Origin of the sequence: Acinetobacter sp. YH12134, from assembly GCF_013418555.1 — a bacterium.
In the GTDB taxonomy this organism is placed as follows: domain Bacteria; phylum Pseudomonadota; class Gammaproteobacteria; order Pseudomonadales; family Moraxellaceae; genus Acinetobacter; species Acinetobacter indicus.
This window is the reverse complement of record NZ_VPBT01000007.1, coordinates 1-20,316: the sequence shown is the minus strand read 5'-3', so window position 1 is coordinate 20,316 and position 20,316 is coordinate 1. Positions and strand designations below refer to the sequence as shown.

Below are 20,316 nucleotides of genomic sequence, written 5' to 3'. Positions count from 1 at the left end.
GGGACTTAATCCATGAACATGGATATATATTCAGCAACACCTCCTGTTGCTAAAAAACGGTAAGCGTCCGCTGAACACACCTTCTGAATTCATCCTATAAGCCTTAATTTAGTCCCCACTTAGAAACAAGTGGGGACTTAAATTTATGACTACAAATAATCAGACATCCATCGCATCTCTTGCGAAAAAACGAAGAACATACAGTGCTGAATTTAAACAGCAGATCGTTCAGGCTTGTAAAGCGTAAGCGTCCGCTGAACCCCATGCCTATTTTTTAATTTGAGTTGGATTTCCAGCGATGTGGCAGTAATTCTTCTATTTGGGTCGCTTTATGCGTCGGCAGCCTTTTCAGCACATCACTTAAATAGGCATACGGATCCAAGCCATTCAGCTTTGCTGACTGGATTAAAGTCATGATGTTTGCCGCTCGCTGACCACTGCGCAGCGAACCTGCAAACAGCCAGTTCTTGCGCCCTAAGGCCCAAGGTCGCATAAACCCTATTTACTCCAACGTGTAAACGCAGCTCATCCTGAATGGATTCCTGCTGTTGTGCTCTACCAGGAAATTTTAGGGTTGGGATATCCAGGAAAGATCAGGATCTTGAGGGAATATCTTGCAACATTAAAACCAGTTGCTCAACCGGAACCGATCATTCGTTTTGAAACCCAACCTGGCCAACAAATGCAAGTGGATTTCACCACGATTCGACGTAACAACACGACTTTAAAAGCTTTTGTCGCAACATTAGGGTATTCCAGAGCGACTTTCGTGAAATTTTATGATCATGAACGTACGGATGCATGGATCGATGGTCTAGAAAATGCATTTCAGTTTTTTGCAGGAGTACCTCAAGAAATCCTGTTTGATAACGCTAAAACGATCATGATTGAACGGGATGCCTATCAGGAGGGGCAGCATAAATGGAACCCCAAACTGCTCGACTGCGCCAAGAAATACAGCTTTCGTCCTCGCGTATGTAAGCCCTACCGTGCACAGACCAAAGGCAAAGTTGAACGCTTTAATGGATACCTCAAATCAAGCTTTATTGTGCCATTGAAAGCAAGCCTGAAGACTTCGGGTTTACTGTTAGATGTTGATGTCGCCAATGCCCACATTGGCCGGTGGCTGCATGAAACCGCCAATCAGCGGATTCATGCCACCACGCAAGAAAAACCGGCTGTTCGACTGCAACAGGAGCAGCAAAAATTTACGCCATTACCGCAATCAGATACAGGTTCTAGCACTGTACCTGTTGCAGCAGCACAGCATGTCATGCCCTACGAGAGTTTGCAGCATCCCTTATCGGTATATGACCAGTTGCTGGGAGTTTCCTGATGAATCTGCAATACGACCGTATAGAGCAGCTTTGCCAAAAGCTCAATCTGCCTGCCATCGCATCACAATGGTCACATCATGCACAACAAACATTAGGTCAAGATGGAAGTTATGCCGACTTTGTTGAAGCGATCTTGACGCATGAATATGCTGCCAAGCAACAGCGCAGTCAGCAGGTACTGATGAAACTCTCAGGCCTGCCTCAAGTCAAAACCCTGGAAGACTATGATTTTAATTATGCCCTAGGGGCCCCTAAATCACAGGTGATTGAACTGTTCAATCTGAGCTTTATTGCTAGAGCAGAAAATGTGGTGTTTCTGGGGGCTAGCGGAGTAGGAAAAACGCACTTATCTATGGCATTAGGCTATAAGGCCATCATGAACAACATTAAGATCAAGTTCATTACCGCAGCGGATTTAATGCTGCAACTGAGTACAGCCTATCAGCAAGGTAAATTGAAAACCTATATGCAGCGTGCGGTACTGGGACCAAAGTTACTGATTATCGATGAAATTGGTTATTTACCGTTTGGACGTGAAGAAGCGAATCTGTTCTTTAACGTGATTGCCAAGCGTTATGAAAAAGGCAGTACGATATTGACGAGTAACTTACCCTTTAGCCAATGGTCTAAGTCATTTGCGGATGATGTTACGTTGACCGCTGCGATGTTAGATCGGTTGCTGCATCACTGTCATGTGGTACAAATATCGGGTGAGAGTTATCGTTTAAAGGATAAAAAAAGAATTGGGATTCAGCCTCAGGTTGAAACTTAATACGAGATCAAAGGGGTCAATTTTACTTTGCCATTTGTAAGGTAAAAGGGGTCAATTTTAGAATGCCGTTGACAACATAACCTAGTGCACTATGTACACGCTCTTTATTGAACCAATCTACCCAATTTAGTGTCGCAAGTTGTACATCTGCTAAACCTTGCCAATCTGCTTTTAGATATTCAATCACCTCTGTTTTGTATAAGCCATTCACTGTTTCAGCCAAAGCATTATCGTATGAATCACCAGTCGTACCGACTGGAATTTTAAAAATTACCCAAGATAATCCTCCCTTAAAATGGGCATATATACCACTGCAGGATTTCACAATAAATTCTGATATTGATTGGAGTAAATCTATTGCTGAGATTGACCAACAACTTTATCAAAAATATAATTTGACACAGGATGAGATTGACTTCATTGAAAATAGAGCTAAAGCAATGGACTAGTCCAATTGTATAAAACTTAAGTACCCATTGAGGTAGCTTTTTTATTTAACATAAAATCTCTTATTCGAAATTCGACTATAAGCCCAACTTGATGTTGGGCTTTTTTAATACTTAAGCACTAAAAATGTTACTTTTTTGTTTAAAACTTATTTTATTTACTTTCAACAACTTAAACCAAAATATGCAACAGCATGCAACTTTTTTTTAAAAGTGCTTTTTTAAACTAAAAAATGAGTGCTACTTCTAGCAAAGATTTTTATTAAAAATCAGTGTTTTAAGTACCATTTTGCTACAGCTTTGATTTGAAAAAAAGAATCTAACTCTATAATTCAATTGGATTTATGGCATCCCGGAGGGGGCGTATGGTGTGTAAAAAAATCGGGCGTCTTTTTTCCCGATTTTAGGCGTCCCTCCCAAGGGAAAGTCTCCTGATAATTCAGCACACATCAAATTCCTTGAGGATTAAAAACCTGATGGATTATCAGCTAATTTTTGATTATCTGTCATTGGATGTATTCTCAAATATCCCAAGTTTTTAGAAAAAGCTTCTAGATTCTATATTTAGTTTAAGTGCTGAAAACAGTGTGATTATTTCACCATGAAAACAATTTAGAAACACTATGTTAGATGTTTTGTTGTAGGGAATACCCCTACAACATTAAGCTATTCTTTAAATATTCTGCTCGATATATTTGTGGTGGTCTAGAACACTACACATCATTTCATATTCTAGAGTTGGGAATTTAAGATTTGCATCACTTAGAACATACTTCCAATCCAACTGATCTTTAAACTTTTCAACTAATTCAATAGACCATGGTAAAGATTTATTATCAACAAGCCCCCCATGATATTTAATTATGCATCCTCCCCCAAAAAAGGTTTTCCCACCCCAAAATAATCTATCTTTAAATTTCTGAATTAACTCAATAGACCATGGTAAAGCTTCATTATACGAAAGATGTTCCCAATCCCACTTATCTATATACTTTTGAATTAACTCAATTGACCATGGTAAAGCCCCATTATCAGTAAGGCCTTTTATATACATAGAAGATGGTAAACCCTTTATCCAAACACTCCCTCCAAAAAATAGTTTATCTTCATATTTTTCAATTAACTCAATTGACCATGGCAAGGCTTCATTACATGAAAGCCTCCCCCAATCCCATTTATCTTCATATTTTCTAATTAATTCAATTGACCATGGTAAGGCTTCATTACATGAAAGCCTCCCCCAATCCCATTTATATTCATATTTTCTAATTAGATCATTAGACCATGGTAAGGCTTCATTACATGAAAGCCTCCCCCAATCCCAATCATCCTCATATTTTTCAATTAGCTCATTAGACCATGGTAAATTTTCGTTTCGAGAAAGATAAATCCAATCCAATTTATATTTAAATTCTTCTATTAGCTCAATAGACCACACAAAAAGATCACTAAAAATAAATCTATTAAGCGTCTGTGTGTTCCAAATGATTTGATCTTGCAACCCATAAAGAAGCTCAATTGACCATGGCAGGGCTTCATTACATGAAAGCCTCTCCCAATGCCATTTATCTTCATATTTTCTAATTAATTCAATTGACCATGGCAAGGCTTCATTACCTGAAAGATTATACCAGTCCCACCGATCTTCATATTTTCTAATTAGATCATTAGACCATGGTAAGGCTTCATTATACGAAAGACAGTCCCAATCCCATTGATTTTTAAATTTTTCAATTAAATCTATCGACCATGGTAATGATTCATTAGATGAAAGATTCTCCCAATCCCATTGATCTTTATACTTTTCAATTAAATCTATCGACCATGGTATTGATTCACTATATGAAAGATATTCCCAATAAATTTTATCTTTGCACTTTTCAATTAATTCTGTAGTCCAAATTTCTTCTCTAACCCCATCAACAACATCCCAGTTCCATTTATCTTTATATTTTTCAATTAAATCTACCGACCATGGTAATGAGTCATTTTCTGCAAGAATATTCCAATCCCATTGATCTTTATACTTTTCAATTAATTCAATTGACCATGGTAATGATTCATTTTGTGAAAGCCTACGCCATTCCAACTTATCTTTATACTTTTCAATAAACTCGACAGACCACTGTAAAACTTCATTGCTTGATACTGCCGAGGCGGGCAATCTTTTCTTGTATTTTTCAATAAACTCAATAGACCATGGTAATGATTCATTTTGTGAAAGCTGTATCCAATTCCACTGAGCTTCATATTTTTCAATTAATTCATTAGTCCAATCTATCTGAGTATTTTTAGAAAAGTATGTATATACATATTCACTCTCAATGAACTTAAGTATATTTACGAATCTACTGGCATCATCTTCTTGAATTAAATTTAAGAGTAAAGAGGTTTGTTTTCTGCTTCTTTGGATCTGAGTTTGATTCAAAACACTAAGGGCGATCTCATTCTTACTCATAATTTTCTCCCTTTTTTAAATTATCTAAAGCAGCAAGCCAATATAACAATTCACTTTCAAGTCTTTCTCTTTTGCTTTTGAAAAATGCAATCCACTTTTCTTCATTCTCACCAATGCTCTGCATTGCAACCACTACATCATCTTGCTTTAAGTTCTTAAGAATATTTAAGTTGCTTTCAATTTTATATTTGATTTCCATTATTGCTGAACGCAAAAGTTCATTTTCTTTTAAGATACTTGCTTTCGTATGCGTAAAATTACCTTTCTGCAAGTTAGCGTAAATGATTTTTACTTGTGCTATATCATTATTGTCATAAGCATCTTTCAGTTTTATAAATATTTCACTAGCTTCTTCTTTTTGAGCTTCTGGTACTTTATCTGGATGACAAATGTTACAAGCCTTTTTAAACATAAGCTTTAACTCTTTTTCTGACATTTCATCCAGACTATCTACAATAGTTTGTCGTATTTCTTCATATTCTTCTGAATAATCCGTGAAGTCTTGCTCTGCTTGTTCTGCTTCCTCTTTTTTTGAATTAGCAGTTTCCTTATTATTATCTTTTTCGTCTGAAAGATATTTGTGATATTCAGCTTTAGCTCGTAAAATTTCCTTTGTTATATCGCCTAATATTTCAAACTGTCTGCGATTAAATAATATTAAATTACGCTCAATATCAGACTGTTCATTAGTTATTGCTTCAAGTCGGAGTTCGAGAATTTTTAATTCAAATTTTAATTCTAGAATTTCGTTATCTTCACTTACTATCACTGCTGTAAAATTTTTAAGATAGTTAGCGATCTCCTCAACAGCTTGCTGATATTCTCCTTGTTCTAGACAACGACATATCCCCCCTAAAGAGTATGTTTGAATAACAGGTTTTAATTTACCTACTTGTACTGCTATATTTTCAACTTCATCAAGTAAAATACTATTTTTGATTATTTCTAATCTTGTTTTTACTGCATTTGGTGATATAGCGATCTCAAAGCTAGATGAAGATGGATTAAGTAGTTTTTCAAAAATATCTAAATAATCCTGACAAATTTGAACATTCCCCTCAATCACGGTAATGTTTTCTTCATTTTTTCGTGCTTGGTTTGTCCAATTGTAAGAGCCAGTGATCACCACACTTCCATCAATCACACAAAATTTGTGATGCATCTTATTAAATTTTTCAACGTCTAAAAATTCAACCTGACAACCATAGTTCTTTAACCTAATAAAGTTAAGCTTGCCTTGACCACAATTTATTTGATCATTGATTAATATTATTTTTATATCTATACCTTGTTGTGCTTTCTTACACAATTCATTAAATAACTCTGGATCTGTAAACCAAGCAACAGCAACTCGTATTTCTTTTTCAGCAGAGCGCAAATTGGCAATAATAATTTTATGTATATCTTCAAAATATGCCTTAACCCTCAAGAAACCACCTCTTTTTAAATATCTATATTAATCACCAATAAGATGCTTATTTTGCTATGTATCACTACTCAATACTAGGAAAAACTCTCACACAACCCAATTTACGAGCATCAGTCGGTACTACTGGTGATTCATACGATAATGCTTTGGCTGAAACAGTGAATGGCTTATACAAAACAGAGGTGATTGAATATCTAAAAGCAGATTGGCAAGGTTTAGCAGATGTACAACTTGCGACACTAAACTGGGTAGATTGGTTCAATAAAAAGCGTGTACACAGTGCACTGGGTTATGTATCGCCTTTTGAGTTTGAAGCAATGTACTATGATAAGATTAACCCGTTAGGTCAGGTGGCCTAACTTAAATAAAAAAGTCTCCGACAAACCCGGTACGGTTCAGTTCAGATAAGCAGGTGCTGTCTTTTAAATCTTTGTGCAACAAAGCCCTAGCGGAGTAGGAAAAACGCACTTATCTATGGCATTAGGCTATAAGGCCATCATGAACAACATTAAGATCAAGTTCATTACCGCCGCCGATCTCATGCTGCAACTGAGTACAGCCTATCAGCAAGGTAAATTGAAAACCTATATGCAGCGTGCGGTACTGGGACCAAAGTTACTGATTATCGATGAAATTGGTTATTTACCGTTTGGACGTGAAGAAGCGAATCTGTTCTTTAACGTGATTGCCAAGCGTTATGAAAAAGGCAGTACGATATTGACGAGTAACTTACCCTTTAGCCAGTGGTCTAAGTCATTTGCGGATGATGTTACGTTGACCGCTGCGATGTTAGATCGGTTGCTGCATCACTGTCATGTGGTACAAATATCGGGTGAGAGTTATCGTTTGAAGGATAAAAAAAGAATTGGGATTCAGCCCCAGGTTGAAATTTAATACGAGATCAAAGGGGTCAATTTTACTTTGCCATTTGAAAGGTAAAAGGGGTCAATTTTAGAATGCCGTTGACATGGTCAACGCATCTACCACATTGATGATCTTAAAGAAGCCATTTCCTTGTATGTTATGGATGCGGTTAGCAGACTGAGAGATGATAATTTGTTGTGTGGTTGTCTGATTGGTTTCGTTCAATCAAACCCATTTGATAGCTCAAAGCCCTTCTACAACAAGTCTTTATCATTAGCTTTACCAGAACCTACCGACAACTTATTAGTGCTCTCTAAACTCGCTACAACGATGATTGATGGCCTGTATGCAAAGGATATAGCATTCAAGAAATGCGGCGTGATTCTGACGTGTCTCGAACCAAAGGAAAACCATGTGTATGACATGTTCACTGATATGAAACACATCGAAGTCAGCAATGCCTTGATGGATTCCCTTGAAGCGATTCATCTTAAGTATGGCAAAACCAAGATTGCCTTGGGCGCGAGTTTAATGCCGAACAGAACATGGAATATGTCACGAGATCGGCTAACACAGAACTACTTTAAGTGGGATCAACTGCTAACAATTAAAGATTAATCCTTAAAGCTTTCATTCAATGCTTGTTGTACTGCATCAATGCGTTGCTTACAGTTTTTATAAGCTGCCATGGATTCTTCAACAACTTTCATCAGGTTATCAATGTCCGGCTCCTCTTGAGACTCTAGAAGCTCAGCATTCTTCTTTAAGATGTCATAGCCTTCTTTAAATGTTAGTTGTTGTTCACTCATTTGGTTTCACCTGTAAAACTTGTGTATTGATTAAACCATCATGTAATTGAATCGCCAAAGTTTGATCCTTGGCTTGATGAATGGATGTTATAGCCTTCCCTCCACTACGAACGATGGCATAACCTCTAGCCAATACATTTGTAGGGTTTTGGATCAGCGTCATTCGCATCAGCGTTTCCACATTAAGCGTTGCTCGTTTCAATTGTTGCTGAGCAAAGTAATGGACATTCGTCTTCACTTGGTCAGCTTGTTTGCTGGCTTGATTAAGTTGTGCCTGAGCCATAGATTTGGTGATTTGCATTAACTGATCATTTTGGCTTTGGTACGCTTGGATCTGCTGCTGAGAGTACAGTTGGATGGATTGAATGAAAACCTTGACCTCATCTACACGTTCAGCAATATGGTTTCTAATACCGCCAATCACTTTACTTGGTGTATCAAAAGATCGATGTGCAATTTCATCGAGAATGGTCTTATCTCGTTCATGTCCAATACCAACCCAAATAGGTACTGATCGTTTGCAAAGCAAAGCAGCTAGATCGTAATCATTCAAGTAAGCCAAATCATTGACAGCACCACCACCACGAATGATGACAATCAAGTCAGGAGGTGTTTTGTATTCATTGGCCCACTGTCTTAATCCTTGGCTTAAAGAAGCAATTATACTTGCTGCTGCTGTATTACCTTGAAATGTTGCTGAGTGATAGATGAATTCACAGACCCCTGCTTTATACAGAATATCAGCATCCTTTCTAAAGTCTCCTAATCCTGCAGCTTGTTCAGGTGCAATGACGAGAACCTTGTTCATGTCAAATGGTGTAGGGAGTTTCTTATTCTTGTCAATCAAGCCATCTTCTGTGAGTTGCTTTACGATCTGTTGGTAACGTCTCGCAAGATCACCGAGCGTAAAGCTTGAATCAATGTCTTCAATGTTTACTGAGAACCCATATTGTGGGCTAAAGCTGGCTTTGACTTTAATCAGAATATTCAGGTCCTTTGACAGCTCCATTCCACTTTCGTTCTGAAACTTGTACAGAAGCTTAGCTGCAGTGGACTTCCAAATGGTTCCTTTACAAGATGCAATGACTTTATCAGTGCCCTCTTCTTTTTCAGCAAGTTCTAGGTAGCAGTGACCACTCTTGGTGTTCAGGCTTCTAATTTCAGCTTTAACCCATACAGGATCACCAAAGGCAATCTTTACGATCTCTTGAACTGTTTCGAGGTATTCACTGAGGGAAAGCTGTTGATCAGGCATACTTAGTTTTTATGAATTGTAATTGTCAAAGACTATAGAAAGTTTGGCTTATAGGCAAACACCTATAGGTTATGATAATAATGCCACTTCATGTATCGCAAGTCATGCCGGTTAGGACCAAAAAAGTGGCTAACATTTCAACTAAAGGTCTTCAATGGCTACTCGAATCCTGCCTTGTTGTGCACGAGATTCGACAAGCTGATTCAGCCCTGCATCTTCTCCTCGGTTCATTACTCGATACACAGTAGCTACCCCACAACCAACAGCTTTCGCAATTTCCTGCTTAGTCATGTTATTTGTAGCAAGCAACTCCTTGATTCTTTTGTGCTTGGCTTCATTTGGTTTCTTACCTGATGGTTTGTACCCTGAACGCTCTAAGCCTTGCTTGATCCTTTCTATACGTTTCTCGTTATCCAAACGAGCCATAGTAGCAAGTAGATCAATCAGCATATTGTTGATGAGATCTAGTATCGAACTTGTAATACTGTCATTGGTTTGGATTAGTTGATGAGTAGTCGGAAGGTCAGCAACAACTAAGCGAAGCCCCTTCTCTTGGATTCTACGCTTAAGCTCTTGGAAGTCTGCTTGGCTTAGACGGGACAGATGATCAACGCTTTCTACCAATAACGTGTCGCCTTGGTTTGCTTCTGTGAGCAACCTGTTTAGTTCAGGACGATCCAACTTCGTCCCTGAGAAATTCTCAATATAGGTAACCGATTCACCTAACTTGAGCCTTTGGTTTAAGTCATCTAATTGGTTTAGTGCTCTCTGTGCATCTTGATCTTTGGTTGAAGCTCTTAAGTAGATTCTAGTCGTCATGGTTTATCATTTGAGATAATTGAATATACTACAATGATATAGCTATCATTAAATCAACATAACAACTCTAATGATATTTCGTTGTAACTAACTGTTTCCTTATCATTCGGGTATACTCTTTTGATAAAAAAAGCATAACTAAAAGCCATGCCTTGGGAATTCGTATAACGTGTATTATGTTAATTTTAGAAAATCTGTTTTAGTTTGTACCTTTTCAAAATTATGTAAAAAGCAAATAAAACACTTATCCAGAACAAATAATCAAAAATAAAATATAAGAAGATAAATTGATCTATTCCTATAATAATATTTAAAGGATCTAGCGCTATACTCCCACCTGGAGATACTTCACCATCTACTAAAAACTGTAAGGGAAATCCTCCTCCAATGACTTTAACTTTTCCAAGCTTGTCTACAACTATACGATCCACTAATGTATATTTCTGATAAAACAAAGATAAATAAGTAAAAATAAAAGATAAGCAATTGAAGTATAAAAATTTTTTCATAATTTCCTCTCATATATCTACTAATTTTAACAATTTTTAATCAGAGCCTTTTGGAATAATTTGCTTTAATTTCTCTATTACTCTCTCAAAAAATTCCTTTAATATGAAAAGATTAGAATTTATTTTATTAAGTTTACTTGCAGCCTGCAGTCCAGTTACAGAAAAAATTGAATCAAATATAGTTGTTCCACGTATTCAATATACGGGGGGAGCAGATAATGCAAGTTATAGTGAGGCTAAGCTTATTAGGGAAGGTAAATGCCTATACCTAGAACATGCTGATGGCTCTAAAGTTCTGCCAATTTTTGCTACAAAAACTCTAGATTGGGATACGGAAACTAAGAGCCTAAAAGTAGATTCGGATACTTATTTTTTAGGTGATAAAGCAGCATATGGAGGCGGAGAATCCTATCCTCTAGAAAAAAATAATTATTCTTGGATAACTGAAGTAGATCATAGCTGTGATACCTCAAAAGTTATAGTTATTAATCGACTCATAAGACCAATTGAAGAACTACCAAAATGAAGAATAGCCTATTTTACTGTCTTACATTAGTTCTACTTATAGGATGCCAGCCATTTGAAAAGGATGGATATATTTTTATTAAAAATCAGACTGATTATCCAATTACAGACCTTAAAGTAACTTATATTAGTGCTCAAAAAACTTATAGCTTAGGTACTCTTTATCCTTATTCAGAATATAAATACGCCATCAATTACGAGCGGCACAATGAGGATTCAATAATCTTTTCATATTTAGATAAAAATCATAAAAAGATTAATCAAGAAGTAGCTACGTATGCAGCCAAATATGATAGGAAAAGTTATGAAATAGTTATTCAATAGAATATAAATTACAATTACTAATTGAACGAAAAAACTTCAATTTGAAATTTCAAAAACTTGATTTTCCCACTAAACAACTATCCATTTAACATAGTGGTTGTTATACGAACTATCTTTGTAATGCATATTGCATTACAATATTCTCATGCATTCAATAAATGGGAAAATGATGGCTACTGTTAATTTCAGGGTCGATGAAGCCCTTAAAGAAAAGTCTTATTCCATCCTAAAAGAACAAGGAATTGCACCTACTGAGTTCTTTACTAATATTCTTGAATATATTGCTACGACTGGAAAGCTTCCAGTACAAAAAGCTTTACTCTCAGAGGAAGATGCTGATTTATTAGCTCTTGTTCGCAAACGTGTTAATGATCCTAAAGAGATGTTCGAGGAAGTCACATTAGATGACTTATAAGCTTTTACGTCATAAGGACTTCACTGCAGAATGGGAAAAGCTTCCTAGTGCTATACGAGATCAATTCAAGAAAAAATTAGCTAAGGTAATAGAGCAACCACATATTCCAAAGAATATGCTTAAAGGTGATCTTGCAGGCTGCTATAAAATAAAATTATTAAAAGCTGGTGTCCGACTTGTTTACCAGGTCAAAGATGATCAGGTAGTTATTTTGCTAATTACCGTTGGAAAACGAGCTGATAGCATTGTTTATGATGAAGCAAAAAAGCGGATAAAAGACTAAAAATGGGAGCTGCATGCCCCCATTTTTGGCTTCGTATAACGTGTATTATGTTAATTTTAGAAATAATTAAAAGTTTAGGAATACTAGTAGAATGCAGCTTATAGAAATAGAACCTTATTTTTGGGAACTATATGAGGATAGCGAAAATATATATCTCAATGTTCTTATAAATATGAGTGCAATTTCTTGGGAGAAAACTATCTGCTTAGATGAACAAACGATTCAGCAGTATCAGACTCAAGGAAAAGGTTTTATTGATGGCTTAGCTAAAAGGATTGAAAGTAGCCAATTTAGAAAAGATTATGAAAGATTTTACTCATATACAGATGCCTCCAAAGAACAGAAAAAAGAAATGCTTCAAGCATTTAATGAATATAAGGCTAAGCAAAATTAAATCCATTTAACATAATGGCTGTTATACGAGATGAATATGTAACTCCAAAATAGAAATGTCCGGTTTCTCCAAAGTAAAAATGTCCGCTTTTAGAATATGCGCTGTTGCAATTTTCTTAGCGGACGGTTTGATATGTTGGTGTCTATGTCGGATAAAGAACTTAAACGATTGTCGGTCTTGCAAGAAATCTGTGATCAACGCATAACCCAGCCCCAGGCTGCTCAGCTACTTCATATTTCAGAACGTCAGATCAGACGTTTATTGCAAAAATACAAAACTCAAGGTCCAACTGCATTAGCCCATGCTGCACGTGGCCAAATCAGCAATTCCAGGCTTCCTGAAGAGCTCAGACTCAAGTGCCTCAATCTGGTCGCTGAACAATTCCATGGTTTCGGACCCACTTTAGCGCATGAAAAGCTCACCACCGTTCATGGCTTTGATATTTCAGTTGAAACACTGCGTTCCTGGATGATTGCAGCAGATCTGTGGATTCCTCGCGCCAAGCGCCTGAAACGCCCGTATCAGCCTCGTTACAACCGGGATTGCTTTGGTGAACTGATCCAAATTGATGGCTCACACCATGACTGGTTTGAAGGACGCGCTGCTAAGTGCTGTTTGCTGGTGTTTATCGATGATGCGACAGGAAAATTGCAGCATTTACGCTTCTGTGAATCAGAATCAACCTTTGACTATATGATTTCAACACGTTTATATGTCGAACAGCACGGTAAGCCTTTAGCGTTTTACAGCGACAAACATTCAGTCTTTAGAGTGAATCAAAGCAGCAAGAAAGACACCAAGATTACCCAGTTTGGACGTGTACTCAGCACCCTCAATATCGATATCATCTTCGCCAATTCACCACAGGCCAAAGGCCGTGTAGAACGGGCGAATAGAACGCTTCAGGACCGTCTGATCAAAGAAATGCGCTTGGAAGGCATCTGTTCGATTGAGCAAGCTAATGCCTGGCTACCCTGCTTCATTGAGCAGTTCAATCAGAAGTTCGCCAAGATGGCTTTTAATCCTAAGAATCTACATCGGCCTATCACTGAAACAGCCGAAGAATTAGATGATATTTTTACTTGGCGTGAACCCCGCAGAGTCACCAATAGCCTGACGATTACTTATGATAAATGCGTATATCTCCTGGAAAACACCGAAGAAAATCAAAGGTTGATCGGTAAGTATCTTGAGTTCCTGGAATACCCGGATGGTACTGTAGCCCTCATGCATGATGGCCGAAAGATCAATTACAGCCTCTTCGATAAATTAAGTCAGCTGAATCAGCGAGAGATTGTTGAGAATAAACGGTTGAGTGCTGTTCTGAATCATATCCAACAACAGCATGAAGAACTGGAACAGCAAAACAAACGTAATCGTTCTCAAAAGATGCCAAGCAGACGTGCACAGAAAACAGCGATTGAACAACGAAATCTAAATCCTGTGCTTGACTTGGAAATGTCCATATAGGACATTTCTATTTGGTTATTAGGTAGGACATTTCTACTTGGGAATAACAGAATAACAGAAAAAACCTAGGCACTGGCCTAGGTGTTAAATTAAAAAAATACATAAAAATTAAGGCTATAGTCTCAATTTTTCAACTTCGTATAACGTGTATTATGTTAATTTTAGAAGATCTATACAATTCTGTACTTTTTCACAATCATAGAAAAAGCAAATAAAATACTTATCCAAAATAAATAATCAATAAAAAAATTGAGAAAAACAAATTGATCCATGCCGATGAAAATAAATAAAGGATTGATACTTATACTTCCGACTGGAGAGGTTTCACCATCTATAAGGAACTGGAGAGGAAATCCCCCAGCTATGACTTTAACTTTTTCAAGCTTATCTACAACTATGCGAGCAACTAATATATTTTTTTGATAAAGCAAAGATACGTAAGTCAAAATAATCGCTAAAAAATTAAAATATAATATTTTTTTCATAACTATTCTTTATCTTTTAAGTTAATTAAAAACAGCCAATAACATAAGCCAGGAAATAGAGCCAGAAAGCTAGCCCATGTATTGGTATACATCTTCCACCAATCTTCAGCAATCTTTCCAGTATGCCCCCATCCTAAAAGAATAAAAAATGGAGTAGCAATAATTAGAGAGGTAATACAGATGGTTAATAAATTAAGTCTGTTATAACGATTTAAAAGAATTGAGAATATGTAGCTAAAAGGCACAGTCAAAATACAATAAGCCAAGTAAATAAGACCGTGTCCTACAAGAACTACGAAAATCGAGTATAGGCTGTATTCGTGATTCACTGCGATAAACAGGACTGTTGTTAAAAAAAGTAAAGGTAAAGGAGCAAGTAAGAGTGCTTTTACTATTTGTTCATTTGAGTATTTCACTAATTTAATTCTCTTATCTACTCAATAAATAATAATACTATAACGATTTTATTGGAGGTTTTTTGATTCTATTTAACATAATGGTGGTTATACGAATTGAACGTAAGCGTCCGCTGAACCCCATGCCTATTTTTTAATTCGGTTCAGGTTTCCAGCGGTGTGGTAGCAATTCTTCAATCTGAGTCACTTTATGTGTCGGCAACCTTTTCAGCACATCACTTAAATAGGCATTTAATCCTGAGAACTAAGAATTATCATTTAAAAATACCACAAAGTAGTATAAAATAAACTACTACAAGGTAGTATGAATGCAATCAATGTATACAATATGTGAGACTCCATTATTTACTAAATACTGTCTTGTTTATTGGACTCAGGAAGAATATGAGGAATTCAAAACATTCTTAGCATTAAATCCTGAAGCAGGAGATGTAGAGCCTAATGCAGGTGGTATTCGTAAGATTAGATGGACTAGCGGTGGTAGAGGTAAAAGTGGTGGTGTCAGAGTCATCTACTTTAATCGTTTAGCAAATGGAGAGATTTGGTTATTAACCTTGTACAGTAAAAAGCAAACTGTACAGCTTAGTAAGAAGACTCTTCAAGCATTAGTGGAGAAACTAAATGACTCGTTTAATGACTGAAAAAGAACTTGAGGCTTTTGAAGCAACTAGGGATATTGAAGCTGAAATATTACAAGGCATCGACGATATGCTTACTAGTAATGCAGCGAAAAGAACCGTAATCACTGAGACAGATGTAGCGTTAGCTCGTAGAAAGGCTCAACTAACACAAGATCAGTTTGCTAAGATTCTTGGCGTATCAAGACGTACTCTTGAATCATGGGAACAAGGTGCGAGAAGACCATCAGGAGCAGCAACATCCCTTATTCGATTATTTATTGTTGATCCAAAATTTGTAAAAGAGAGTCTGGCTTAATTTAGACAGCTCTCTACTATATTTATTTAAGGTTTTTTATGAAGCACTTAGGATTTGTGGGAAAAAGTACTGAATATTTAGGGTATACCCATATTGAAATTATCAATAGCTCATTACGCTTATCTTTCAATATTCCATCAACAAAAGATCTAGAAGAAACCTTTAAAAAGATAGTCGAAAATAACTATGATTTACTCATGGAAACATCAGCAGAAATCGAGTTCGAATTAGAAAGTGAAACGCTAGCAAAGATAGAAACCATCATAAAAGAAAAAGGGATTGAACTTGATGAGTTTGTTCAAAATGCGCTGATTAAACTTATCAACCAAAATGAATTGGCTAAGACTGATTAGACCTTAAATGCAGACAATAAAAAACCCCAGCATCCTGCCGGGGTTTCTCATATTGGGTTGCTAGGTATGACTCCTGTCTTACCTCACGCTCCTGGTGCGATCTTTCTTATTCTTGTTGTTTGGAACTTCCTGTTCCTGATGAGTTCATCATAGGAAAATTCCACTGTTCCTGGTAGCCGCAAAGAGCCGAGATTGTTGTGCGCCAGGGCGTACAAAATAGCCTAAATTTTATCCACAGCCATTGGGGATAGTTTCGGATCCTGAAAGCCGATGAAATGGGCACTGATTGCCAAATTGATCGTTTTTTAATCAAATTTACTGGCAAAATATTACAGATCTGCTTAAAAACTCACCAACTTATTACAAAAGCCGATTTTTTGCTTTTTCTTAGTCATGGCTAAATTTTCAAGTGATTGATATTTATATTAATATACAAGTGTACTTCGTATAATATCCATTATGTTAAATAGAGGGAAAATCTATTTTTAAAGTGATAAAATTATTGTAGTTATTTTAAGAATAGCTGCTTTTGATACTTGATCATCTATCCTAATTAAAAACTGTTTTTTAATAATTTGGAATATAAATAAGATTTAGTTAAAATTAACATTATTCATATAAATTAAAATTATGTATTACATTTACTAATAATTTAAGAAAAAACTGCGGTTGAAACTGCTGTTTCAGAACTTGAAGCTGCAACCAAAGAAAATGATGTTGACGCGATCAAAGCGAAGACTGAAGCACTTCAAAACATCATCATGCCAATCACTCAACGTGCTTATGAAGCTGCGCAGGGTGCTCAAGGTGGTGCGCAAGGTTTTGATCCAAATGCATTCCAAGGTGATGCTGCTGGTCAACAACAAAAAGCGGACGACGGTGTTGTAGATGCTGAGTTCACTGAAGTTAAAGATGACAAAAAATAATTTGTCGCTTTAAATAAAAGACCGCGCGAAAGCGCGGTTTTTTATTGACCTCTTTGAATTTTTAAATGATTATCAGATATTTGTATCTTGCATTGCAGGCATTATAATTTCTTTCACACAAGATGCTCTAGACGTATTAAGCACAAACTGAACGGCAGCAACTACATCAGACATAGGAATTAAAGATTCGTCTGTTTCTTTTAGGACAGATTCAGTAGTTGTATGTAGATCAAAATCAGATGCTAAATATCCAAGATTTAACACCGTAACCCCTATTCGATCCTTTCGTATCAACTCTCTTAAGGCATGAGAAATTCCACGTAATGCAAATTTGGTAGCTGAAAACACTATTTCTTTTCCATTGTGATTGTCTAGACCCCATGTTGAACCAATGAGGATCACTTTGGCATGATCTGATTTCTTTAAATTTTCCAAAATGGATTGTATAGATAAAATACAACTGGTGATATTTGTATTGATGATCGTTTGAATTTCTAATGCTGAGATTGATGAAAAATCATAGTCATGCGTAAAAGCATCTTGCTCCCAAACACCTACATTATAAATAAATACATCTAATGCTTTATCTCCAATTACGTCTTTAATTTTCTTGCATGCTTGGACAGGATAAGCTAAATCAGTTTGAATCCACTCAATCTGGCGTGGTAGTTGTGGGGTTGAGCGTGATATTCCATAGATTAAATCATCATCATTTGGAACTAAAGTAGCTAACGCTTTTCCTAGACCATAACTGATACCATGAATTAAAAAAGTTTTATTGATTGATGATGGCACTGTCGTTTTTCCAATTTTGTTATTAGATTTCTTATGATCAAATCTCAAGTTAGCTTGAGGTCAAGTTGAATTAAAAACACAAATAAAATAGAAAAATTAAAATGACAGTTTTTATGACGATGACCAAAATAACCTGCCTATTTTAATAAAAAAGCCCAATCTACATTGGGCTTTTTATCACGAATTACTCATCAAACGAACTTTCTAACTCTTCAAGTTCCATCATCAATTCAAGCATTTTTTCTTCTGCTTGTGCTAATTTTCCTTTTAGTTCCGTTTGTTCATTCATCAATTTTAAAAGATCATCTTTCCGAGACGCATCATAAAGTGATGCATCCCCTAAAGCATCCTCAATTTGAACTAAACGTGGTTGAATCTTTGCAATCTCAGCTTCCAGTTTTTCAATATTTTTACGAATTGGTCGGCTCATTTCACGGCGACGCGCAGCTTCTTTACGCTGTGCTTCTTTATCTACTTTAGAAACTACAGGTTTATCGATCACTTGAGATTTTACTGGCTCAGGTGCTTGTTGCCCTTGCTTCATCAACTCTGCACGTGCTTGACGTAACCAGTCTGCATAAGTGACCAGATCACCTTCAAACTCACGACATTTACCGTTATGCACTAGGAGTAATTCATCACAGACACTTGCAATCAATTGACGTTCATGTGACACCAGTACCACTGCCCCTTCAAAGTCTTGTAGTGCCATAGTTAATGCATGACGCATATCCAAGTCTAAATGGTTGGTCGGTTCATCTAGAATTAAAACATTTGGACGCTGCCAGACAATCAAAGCCAATGCTAAACGTGCACGCTCACCCCCTGAGAAGCTTTCACACGGCGTATCCATACGCTCACCAGAGAAGCCAAAACTCCCTAAGAATGCGCGTAAAGTGGCTTCACTAATCTTTTTATCTGCAATACGAGATAACTGCAACATTGGACTCGCATTACCATCTAATGCATCCATTTGATGTTGGGCAAAATAACCAATATTAAGTAGTTCAGATGCTTTACGTTGACCTTGGATTAAAGGTAAATCACCCACCAATGATTTAATTAATGTGGACTTACCTGCACCATTCATACCCAGCAGACCGATACGGCTGTTTGGCGTGATTTGTAGTTTCACATTGGTCACAATCAGTTTGTCGCCATAACCAATATCAGCACTATCCAGTTGTAACAAAGGAGAACTCATTTTGGTCGGTTCACGGAAGCTAAAGGTAAATGGCGTATCGACATGCGCAGCAGAAAGCTCTTGCATTCGTTCAAGCTGTTTAATACGGCTTTGTGCCTGTTTTGCTTTGGTTGCCTTAGCTTTAAAACGATCAATATATTTTTGCAGATGTGCACGTAGCTCAAGCTGTTTCTCATAGGCTTGTTGTTGCTGAGCTAAACGTTCACTTCGGGTACGTTCAAAGGTTGAATAGTTACCGGTATAAAGCGTTAGTTCTTGGTTTTCGATATGTAAAATATGGTCGGTAATGGCATCCAAGAAATCACGGTCATGCGAAATCAGTACCAATGTGCCTTCATATGCTTTCAACCAGTCTTCTAACCATAAAATAGCATCTAAATCTAAATGGTTCGTCGGTTCATCAAGTAAGAGTAAATCTGAACGACTCATCAAAGTACGCGCAAGATTTAAACGCATACGCCATCCACCAGAGAAACTTTTTACACTAAGTTCTGACTGATGTTCAAAGAAGCCTAGGCCAGCCATCAGTTGTGATGCTTTAGACGGCGCTGAATAGCCACTAATTTCATCAAAACGACCATATAAATTTGCCAAATCTTGATCAGACAATCCGTCAGGATGCTCAAGTTTGTGTTGGATATCCCAATACTCTTCATCACCGGATAGAACGAAATCAATCGCTTTCATATCCAGCGCTTTAATCTCTTGCGCCATATGCGCCACTGTCCAAACCGATGGTCGTGTCAATGAGCCACCATCTGATTCCATGCCCCCAAGTAATGCTGAAAACAACGTCGATTTTCCTGCACCATTGACACCTGTTAAACCAATCTTCCAACCAGGGTGAAGTTGCATAGACGCTTTTTCAAATAAAATGCGACCGCCGCGGCGAATGGTAAGTTGGTCTAACTGAATCATAGATATTCAAACAAATAAGTATTGGATGGCGCATTTTAATGGATTTCAGAAACCTTTGCACGAATAAACACACAAAAGTTCATTAAATTGGTATAATACAATAAAATCAATCACCTAGCAAAAAACACGACTATGGCATGGAAACAAACAGGGCAACTCTCCCTAGCAGACAGT

General features: G+C 36.9%; 19 protein-coding genes and 9 pseudogenes. 15 read left to right on the top strand and 13 right to left on the bottom strand.

Features of this window, described 5'->3' with window-relative positions:
- Positions 1-274: 274 nt before the first annotated feature.
- Positions 275-493 (bottom strand): annotated as a pseudogene (locus FTU69_RS06505) (IS66 family transposase); the annotation flags it as partial.
- Here FTU69_RS06505 and istA point away from each other — a divergent pair.
- Positions 491-1,336: pseudogene (istA, locus tag FTU69_RS06500) on the top strand (IS21-like element ISAba8 family transposase); the annotation flags it as partial. The pseudogenes FTU69_RS06505 and istA overlap by 3 nt on opposite strands.
- A complete protein-coding gene (gene istB, locus FTU69_RS06495) occupies positions 1,336-2,109 on the top strand; it encodes an IS21-like element ISAba8 family helper ATPase IstB (RefSeq protein ID WP_180004306.1) in 774 nt (257 codons plus the stop codon). The pseudogene istA and the gene istB (FTU69_RS06495), both read left to right, overlap by 1 nt.
- Positions 2,110-2,131: 22 nt before the next feature.
- Here the strand turns inward: istB (FTU69_RS06495) and FTU69_RS06490 are convergent.
- The 3 genes and pseudogenes from FTU69_RS06490 to FTU69_RS06480 form a co-directional block, all read right to left on the bottom strand.
- Positions 2,132-2,365: pseudogene (locus FTU69_RS06490) on the bottom strand (integrase core domain-containing protein); the annotation flags it as partial.
- An 863-nt stretch (positions 2,366-3,228) separates the two neighbouring features.
- Positions 3,229-5,013, bottom strand: coding sequence for a hypothetical protein (locus FTU69_RS06485; RefSeq protein WP_180004305.1), 1,785 nt, complete (start codon positions 5,011-5,013; stop codon positions 3,229-3,231).
- Positions 5,006-6,442 (bottom strand): phospholipase D-like domain-containing protein, encoded by a 1,437-nt coding sequence (locus tag FTU69_RS06480; protein WP_174763292.1) that lies wholly within the window; start codon positions 6,440-6,442, stop codon positions 5,006-5,008. Before FTU69_RS06480 ends, FTU69_RS06485 begins: the two co-directional genes overlap by 8 nt.
- Before the next feature lie 86 nt (positions 6,443-6,528).
- Between FTU69_RS06480 and FTU69_RS06475 the strand changes: the two are divergent.
- The 3 pseudogenes from FTU69_RS06475 to FTU69_RS06465 all read left to right on the top strand — a co-directional run.
- Positions 6,529-6,801, top strand: a pseudogene (locus FTU69_RS06475) (integrase core domain-containing protein); the annotation flags it as partial.
- 85 nt (positions 6,802-6,886) lie between these two features.
- A pseudogene (gene istB / locus FTU69_RS06470) lies at positions 6,887-7,336 on the top strand (IS21-like element ISAba8 family helper ATPase IstB); the annotation flags it as partial.
- A gap of 75 nt (positions 7,337-7,411) precedes the next feature.
- Positions 7,412-7,924 (top strand): annotated as a pseudogene (locus tag FTU69_RS06465) (DUF4113 domain-containing protein); the annotation flags it as partial.
- Here FTU69_RS06465 and xseB read toward each other — a convergent pair.
- The 4 genes and pseudogenes from xseB to FTU69_RS06445 all read right to left on the bottom strand — a co-directional run bounded on the left by xseB (position 7,921) and on the right by FTU69_RS06445 (position 10,698).
- A complete protein-coding gene (xseB, locus tag FTU69_RS06460) occupies positions 7,921-8,115 on the bottom strand; it encodes an exodeoxyribonuclease VII small subunit (RefSeq protein ID WP_004644823.1) in 195 nt (64 codons plus the stop codon). The pseudogene FTU69_RS06465 and the gene xseB overlap by 4 nt on opposite strands.
- A complete protein-coding gene (xseA, locus tag FTU69_RS06455; protein WP_180004301.1) occupies positions 8,108-9,370 on the bottom strand; it encodes an exodeoxyribonuclease VII large subunit in 1,263 nt (420 codons plus the stop codon). Before xseA ends, xseB begins: the two co-directional genes overlap by 8 nt.
- Before the next feature lie 231 nt (positions 9,371-9,601).
- Positions 9,602-10,189 (bottom strand): annotated as a pseudogene (locus tag FTU69_RS06450) (recombinase family protein); the annotation flags it as partial.
- A gap of 185 nt (positions 10,190-10,374) precedes the next feature.
- Complete coding sequence (locus FTU69_RS06445; RefSeq protein WP_004676058.1) at positions 10,375-10,698, bottom strand: hypothetical protein; 324 nt, start codon at positions 10,696-10,698, stop codon at positions 10,375-10,377.
- 103 nt (positions 10,699-10,801) lie between these two features.
- Between FTU69_RS06445 and FTU69_RS06440 the strand changes: the two genes are divergently transcribed.
- The 6 genes from FTU69_RS06440 to FTU69_RS06415 all read left to right on the top strand — a co-directional run bounded on the left by FTU69_RS06440 (position 10,802) and on the right by FTU69_RS06415 (position 14,109).
- A complete protein-coding gene (locus FTU69_RS06440; protein WP_004676061.1) occupies positions 10,802-11,224 on the top strand; it encodes a hypothetical protein in 423 nt (140 codons plus the stop codon).
- On the top strand, positions 11,221-11,547 hold the full coding sequence (locus FTU69_RS06435) for a hypothetical protein (protein WP_004676063.1): 327 nt from the start codon (positions 11,221-11,223) through the stop codon (positions 11,545-11,547). Before FTU69_RS06440 ends, FTU69_RS06435 begins: the two co-directional genes overlap by 4 nt.
- A 169-nt stretch (positions 11,548-11,716) precedes the next feature.
- Positions 11,717-11,962 carry a type II toxin-antitoxin system RelB/DinJ family antitoxin gene (locus FTU69_RS06430; protein ID WP_070154357.1) on the top strand — a complete coding sequence of 82 codons (246 nt, stop codon included), beginning with the start codon at positions 11,717-11,719 and terminating at the stop codon, positions 11,960-11,962.
- Positions 11,952-12,245, top strand: coding sequence for a type II toxin-antitoxin system RelE/ParE family toxin (locus FTU69_RS06425; protein ID WP_004733298.1), 294 nt, complete (start codon positions 11,952-11,954; stop codon positions 12,243-12,245). Before FTU69_RS06430 ends, FTU69_RS06425 begins: the two co-directional genes overlap by 11 nt.
- Positions 12,246-12,336: 91 nt before the next feature.
- A complete protein-coding gene (locus FTU69_RS06420; protein WP_136144098.1) occupies positions 12,337-12,639 on the top strand; it encodes a hypothetical protein in 303 nt (100 codons plus the stop codon).
- Between the two features lie 144 nt (positions 12,640-12,783).
- Positions 12,784-14,109 (top strand): ISNCY family transposase, encoded by a 1,326-nt coding sequence (locus tag FTU69_RS06415; RefSeq protein WP_096902756.1) that lies wholly within the window; start codon positions 12,784-12,786, stop codon positions 14,107-14,109.
- A 170-nt stretch (positions 14,110-14,279) separates the two neighbouring features.
- Here the strand turns inward: FTU69_RS06415 and FTU69_RS06410 are convergent, their stop codons facing one another.
- The 3 genes and pseudogenes from FTU69_RS06410 to FTU69_RS06400 form a co-directional block, all read right to left on the bottom strand.
- The gene (locus FTU69_RS06410; RefSeq protein ID WP_070155405.1) at positions 14,280-14,594 is read right to left on the bottom strand and encodes a hypothetical protein; all 315 of its coding nucleotides are present in this window, start codon (positions 14,592-14,594) and stop codon (positions 14,280-14,282) included.
- 2 nt (positions 14,595-14,596) lie between these two features.
- Positions 14,597-15,010: a hypothetical protein gene (locus FTU69_RS06405; RefSeq protein ID WP_179989130.1), complete on the bottom strand. Its 414-nt coding sequence runs from the start codon at positions 15,008-15,010 to the stop codon at positions 14,597-14,599.
- A 133-nt stretch (positions 15,011-15,143) separates the two neighbouring features.
- Positions 15,144-15,239, bottom strand: a pseudogene (locus FTU69_RS06400) (transposase domain-containing protein); the annotation flags it as partial.
- Between the two features lie 88 nt (positions 15,240-15,327).
- On the opposite strand from FTU69_RS06400, the gene FTU69_RS06395 reads away from it, so the two are divergent.
- The 4 genes and pseudogenes from FTU69_RS06395 to dnaK all read left to right on the top strand — a co-directional run.
- Positions 15,328-15,651, top strand: coding sequence for a transcriptional regulator (locus FTU69_RS06395; RefSeq protein WP_104505828.1), 324 nt, complete (start codon positions 15,328-15,330; stop codon positions 15,649-15,651).
- Positions 15,632-15,946, top strand: coding sequence for a DNA-binding transcriptional regulator (locus tag FTU69_RS06390; RefSeq protein ID WP_104505827.1), 315 nt, complete (start codon positions 15,632-15,634; stop codon positions 15,944-15,946). The genes FTU69_RS06395 and FTU69_RS06390 overlap by 20 nt, the downstream gene beginning before the upstream one ends.
- Before the next feature lie 38 nt (positions 15,947-15,984).
- A complete protein-coding gene (locus tag FTU69_RS06385) occupies positions 15,985-16,299 on the top strand; it encodes a hypothetical protein (RefSeq protein ID WP_104505826.1) in 315 nt (104 codons plus the stop codon).
- Positions 16,300-16,955: 656 nt separating this feature from the next.
- Positions 16,956-17,225: pseudogene (gene dnaK, locus FTU69_RS06380) on the top strand (molecular chaperone DnaK); the annotation flags it as partial.
- Positions 17,226-17,297: 72 nt separating this feature from the next.
- Here the strand turns inward: dnaK and FTU69_RS06375 are convergent.
- Positions 17,298-18,020 (bottom strand): SDR family oxidoreductase, encoded by a 723-nt coding sequence (locus tag FTU69_RS06375; RefSeq protein ID WP_228722301.1) that lies wholly within the window; start codon positions 18,018-18,020, stop codon positions 17,298-17,300.
- A 184-nt stretch (positions 18,021-18,204) separates the two neighbouring features.
- Positions 18,205-20,142 carry an ATP-binding cassette domain-containing protein gene (locus tag FTU69_RS06370; RefSeq protein ID WP_163143654.1) on the bottom strand — a complete coding sequence of 646 codons (1,938 nt, stop codon included), beginning with the start codon at positions 20,140-20,142 and terminating at the stop codon, positions 18,205-18,207.
- Between the last annotated feature and the right edge of the window lie 174 nt (positions 20,143-20,316).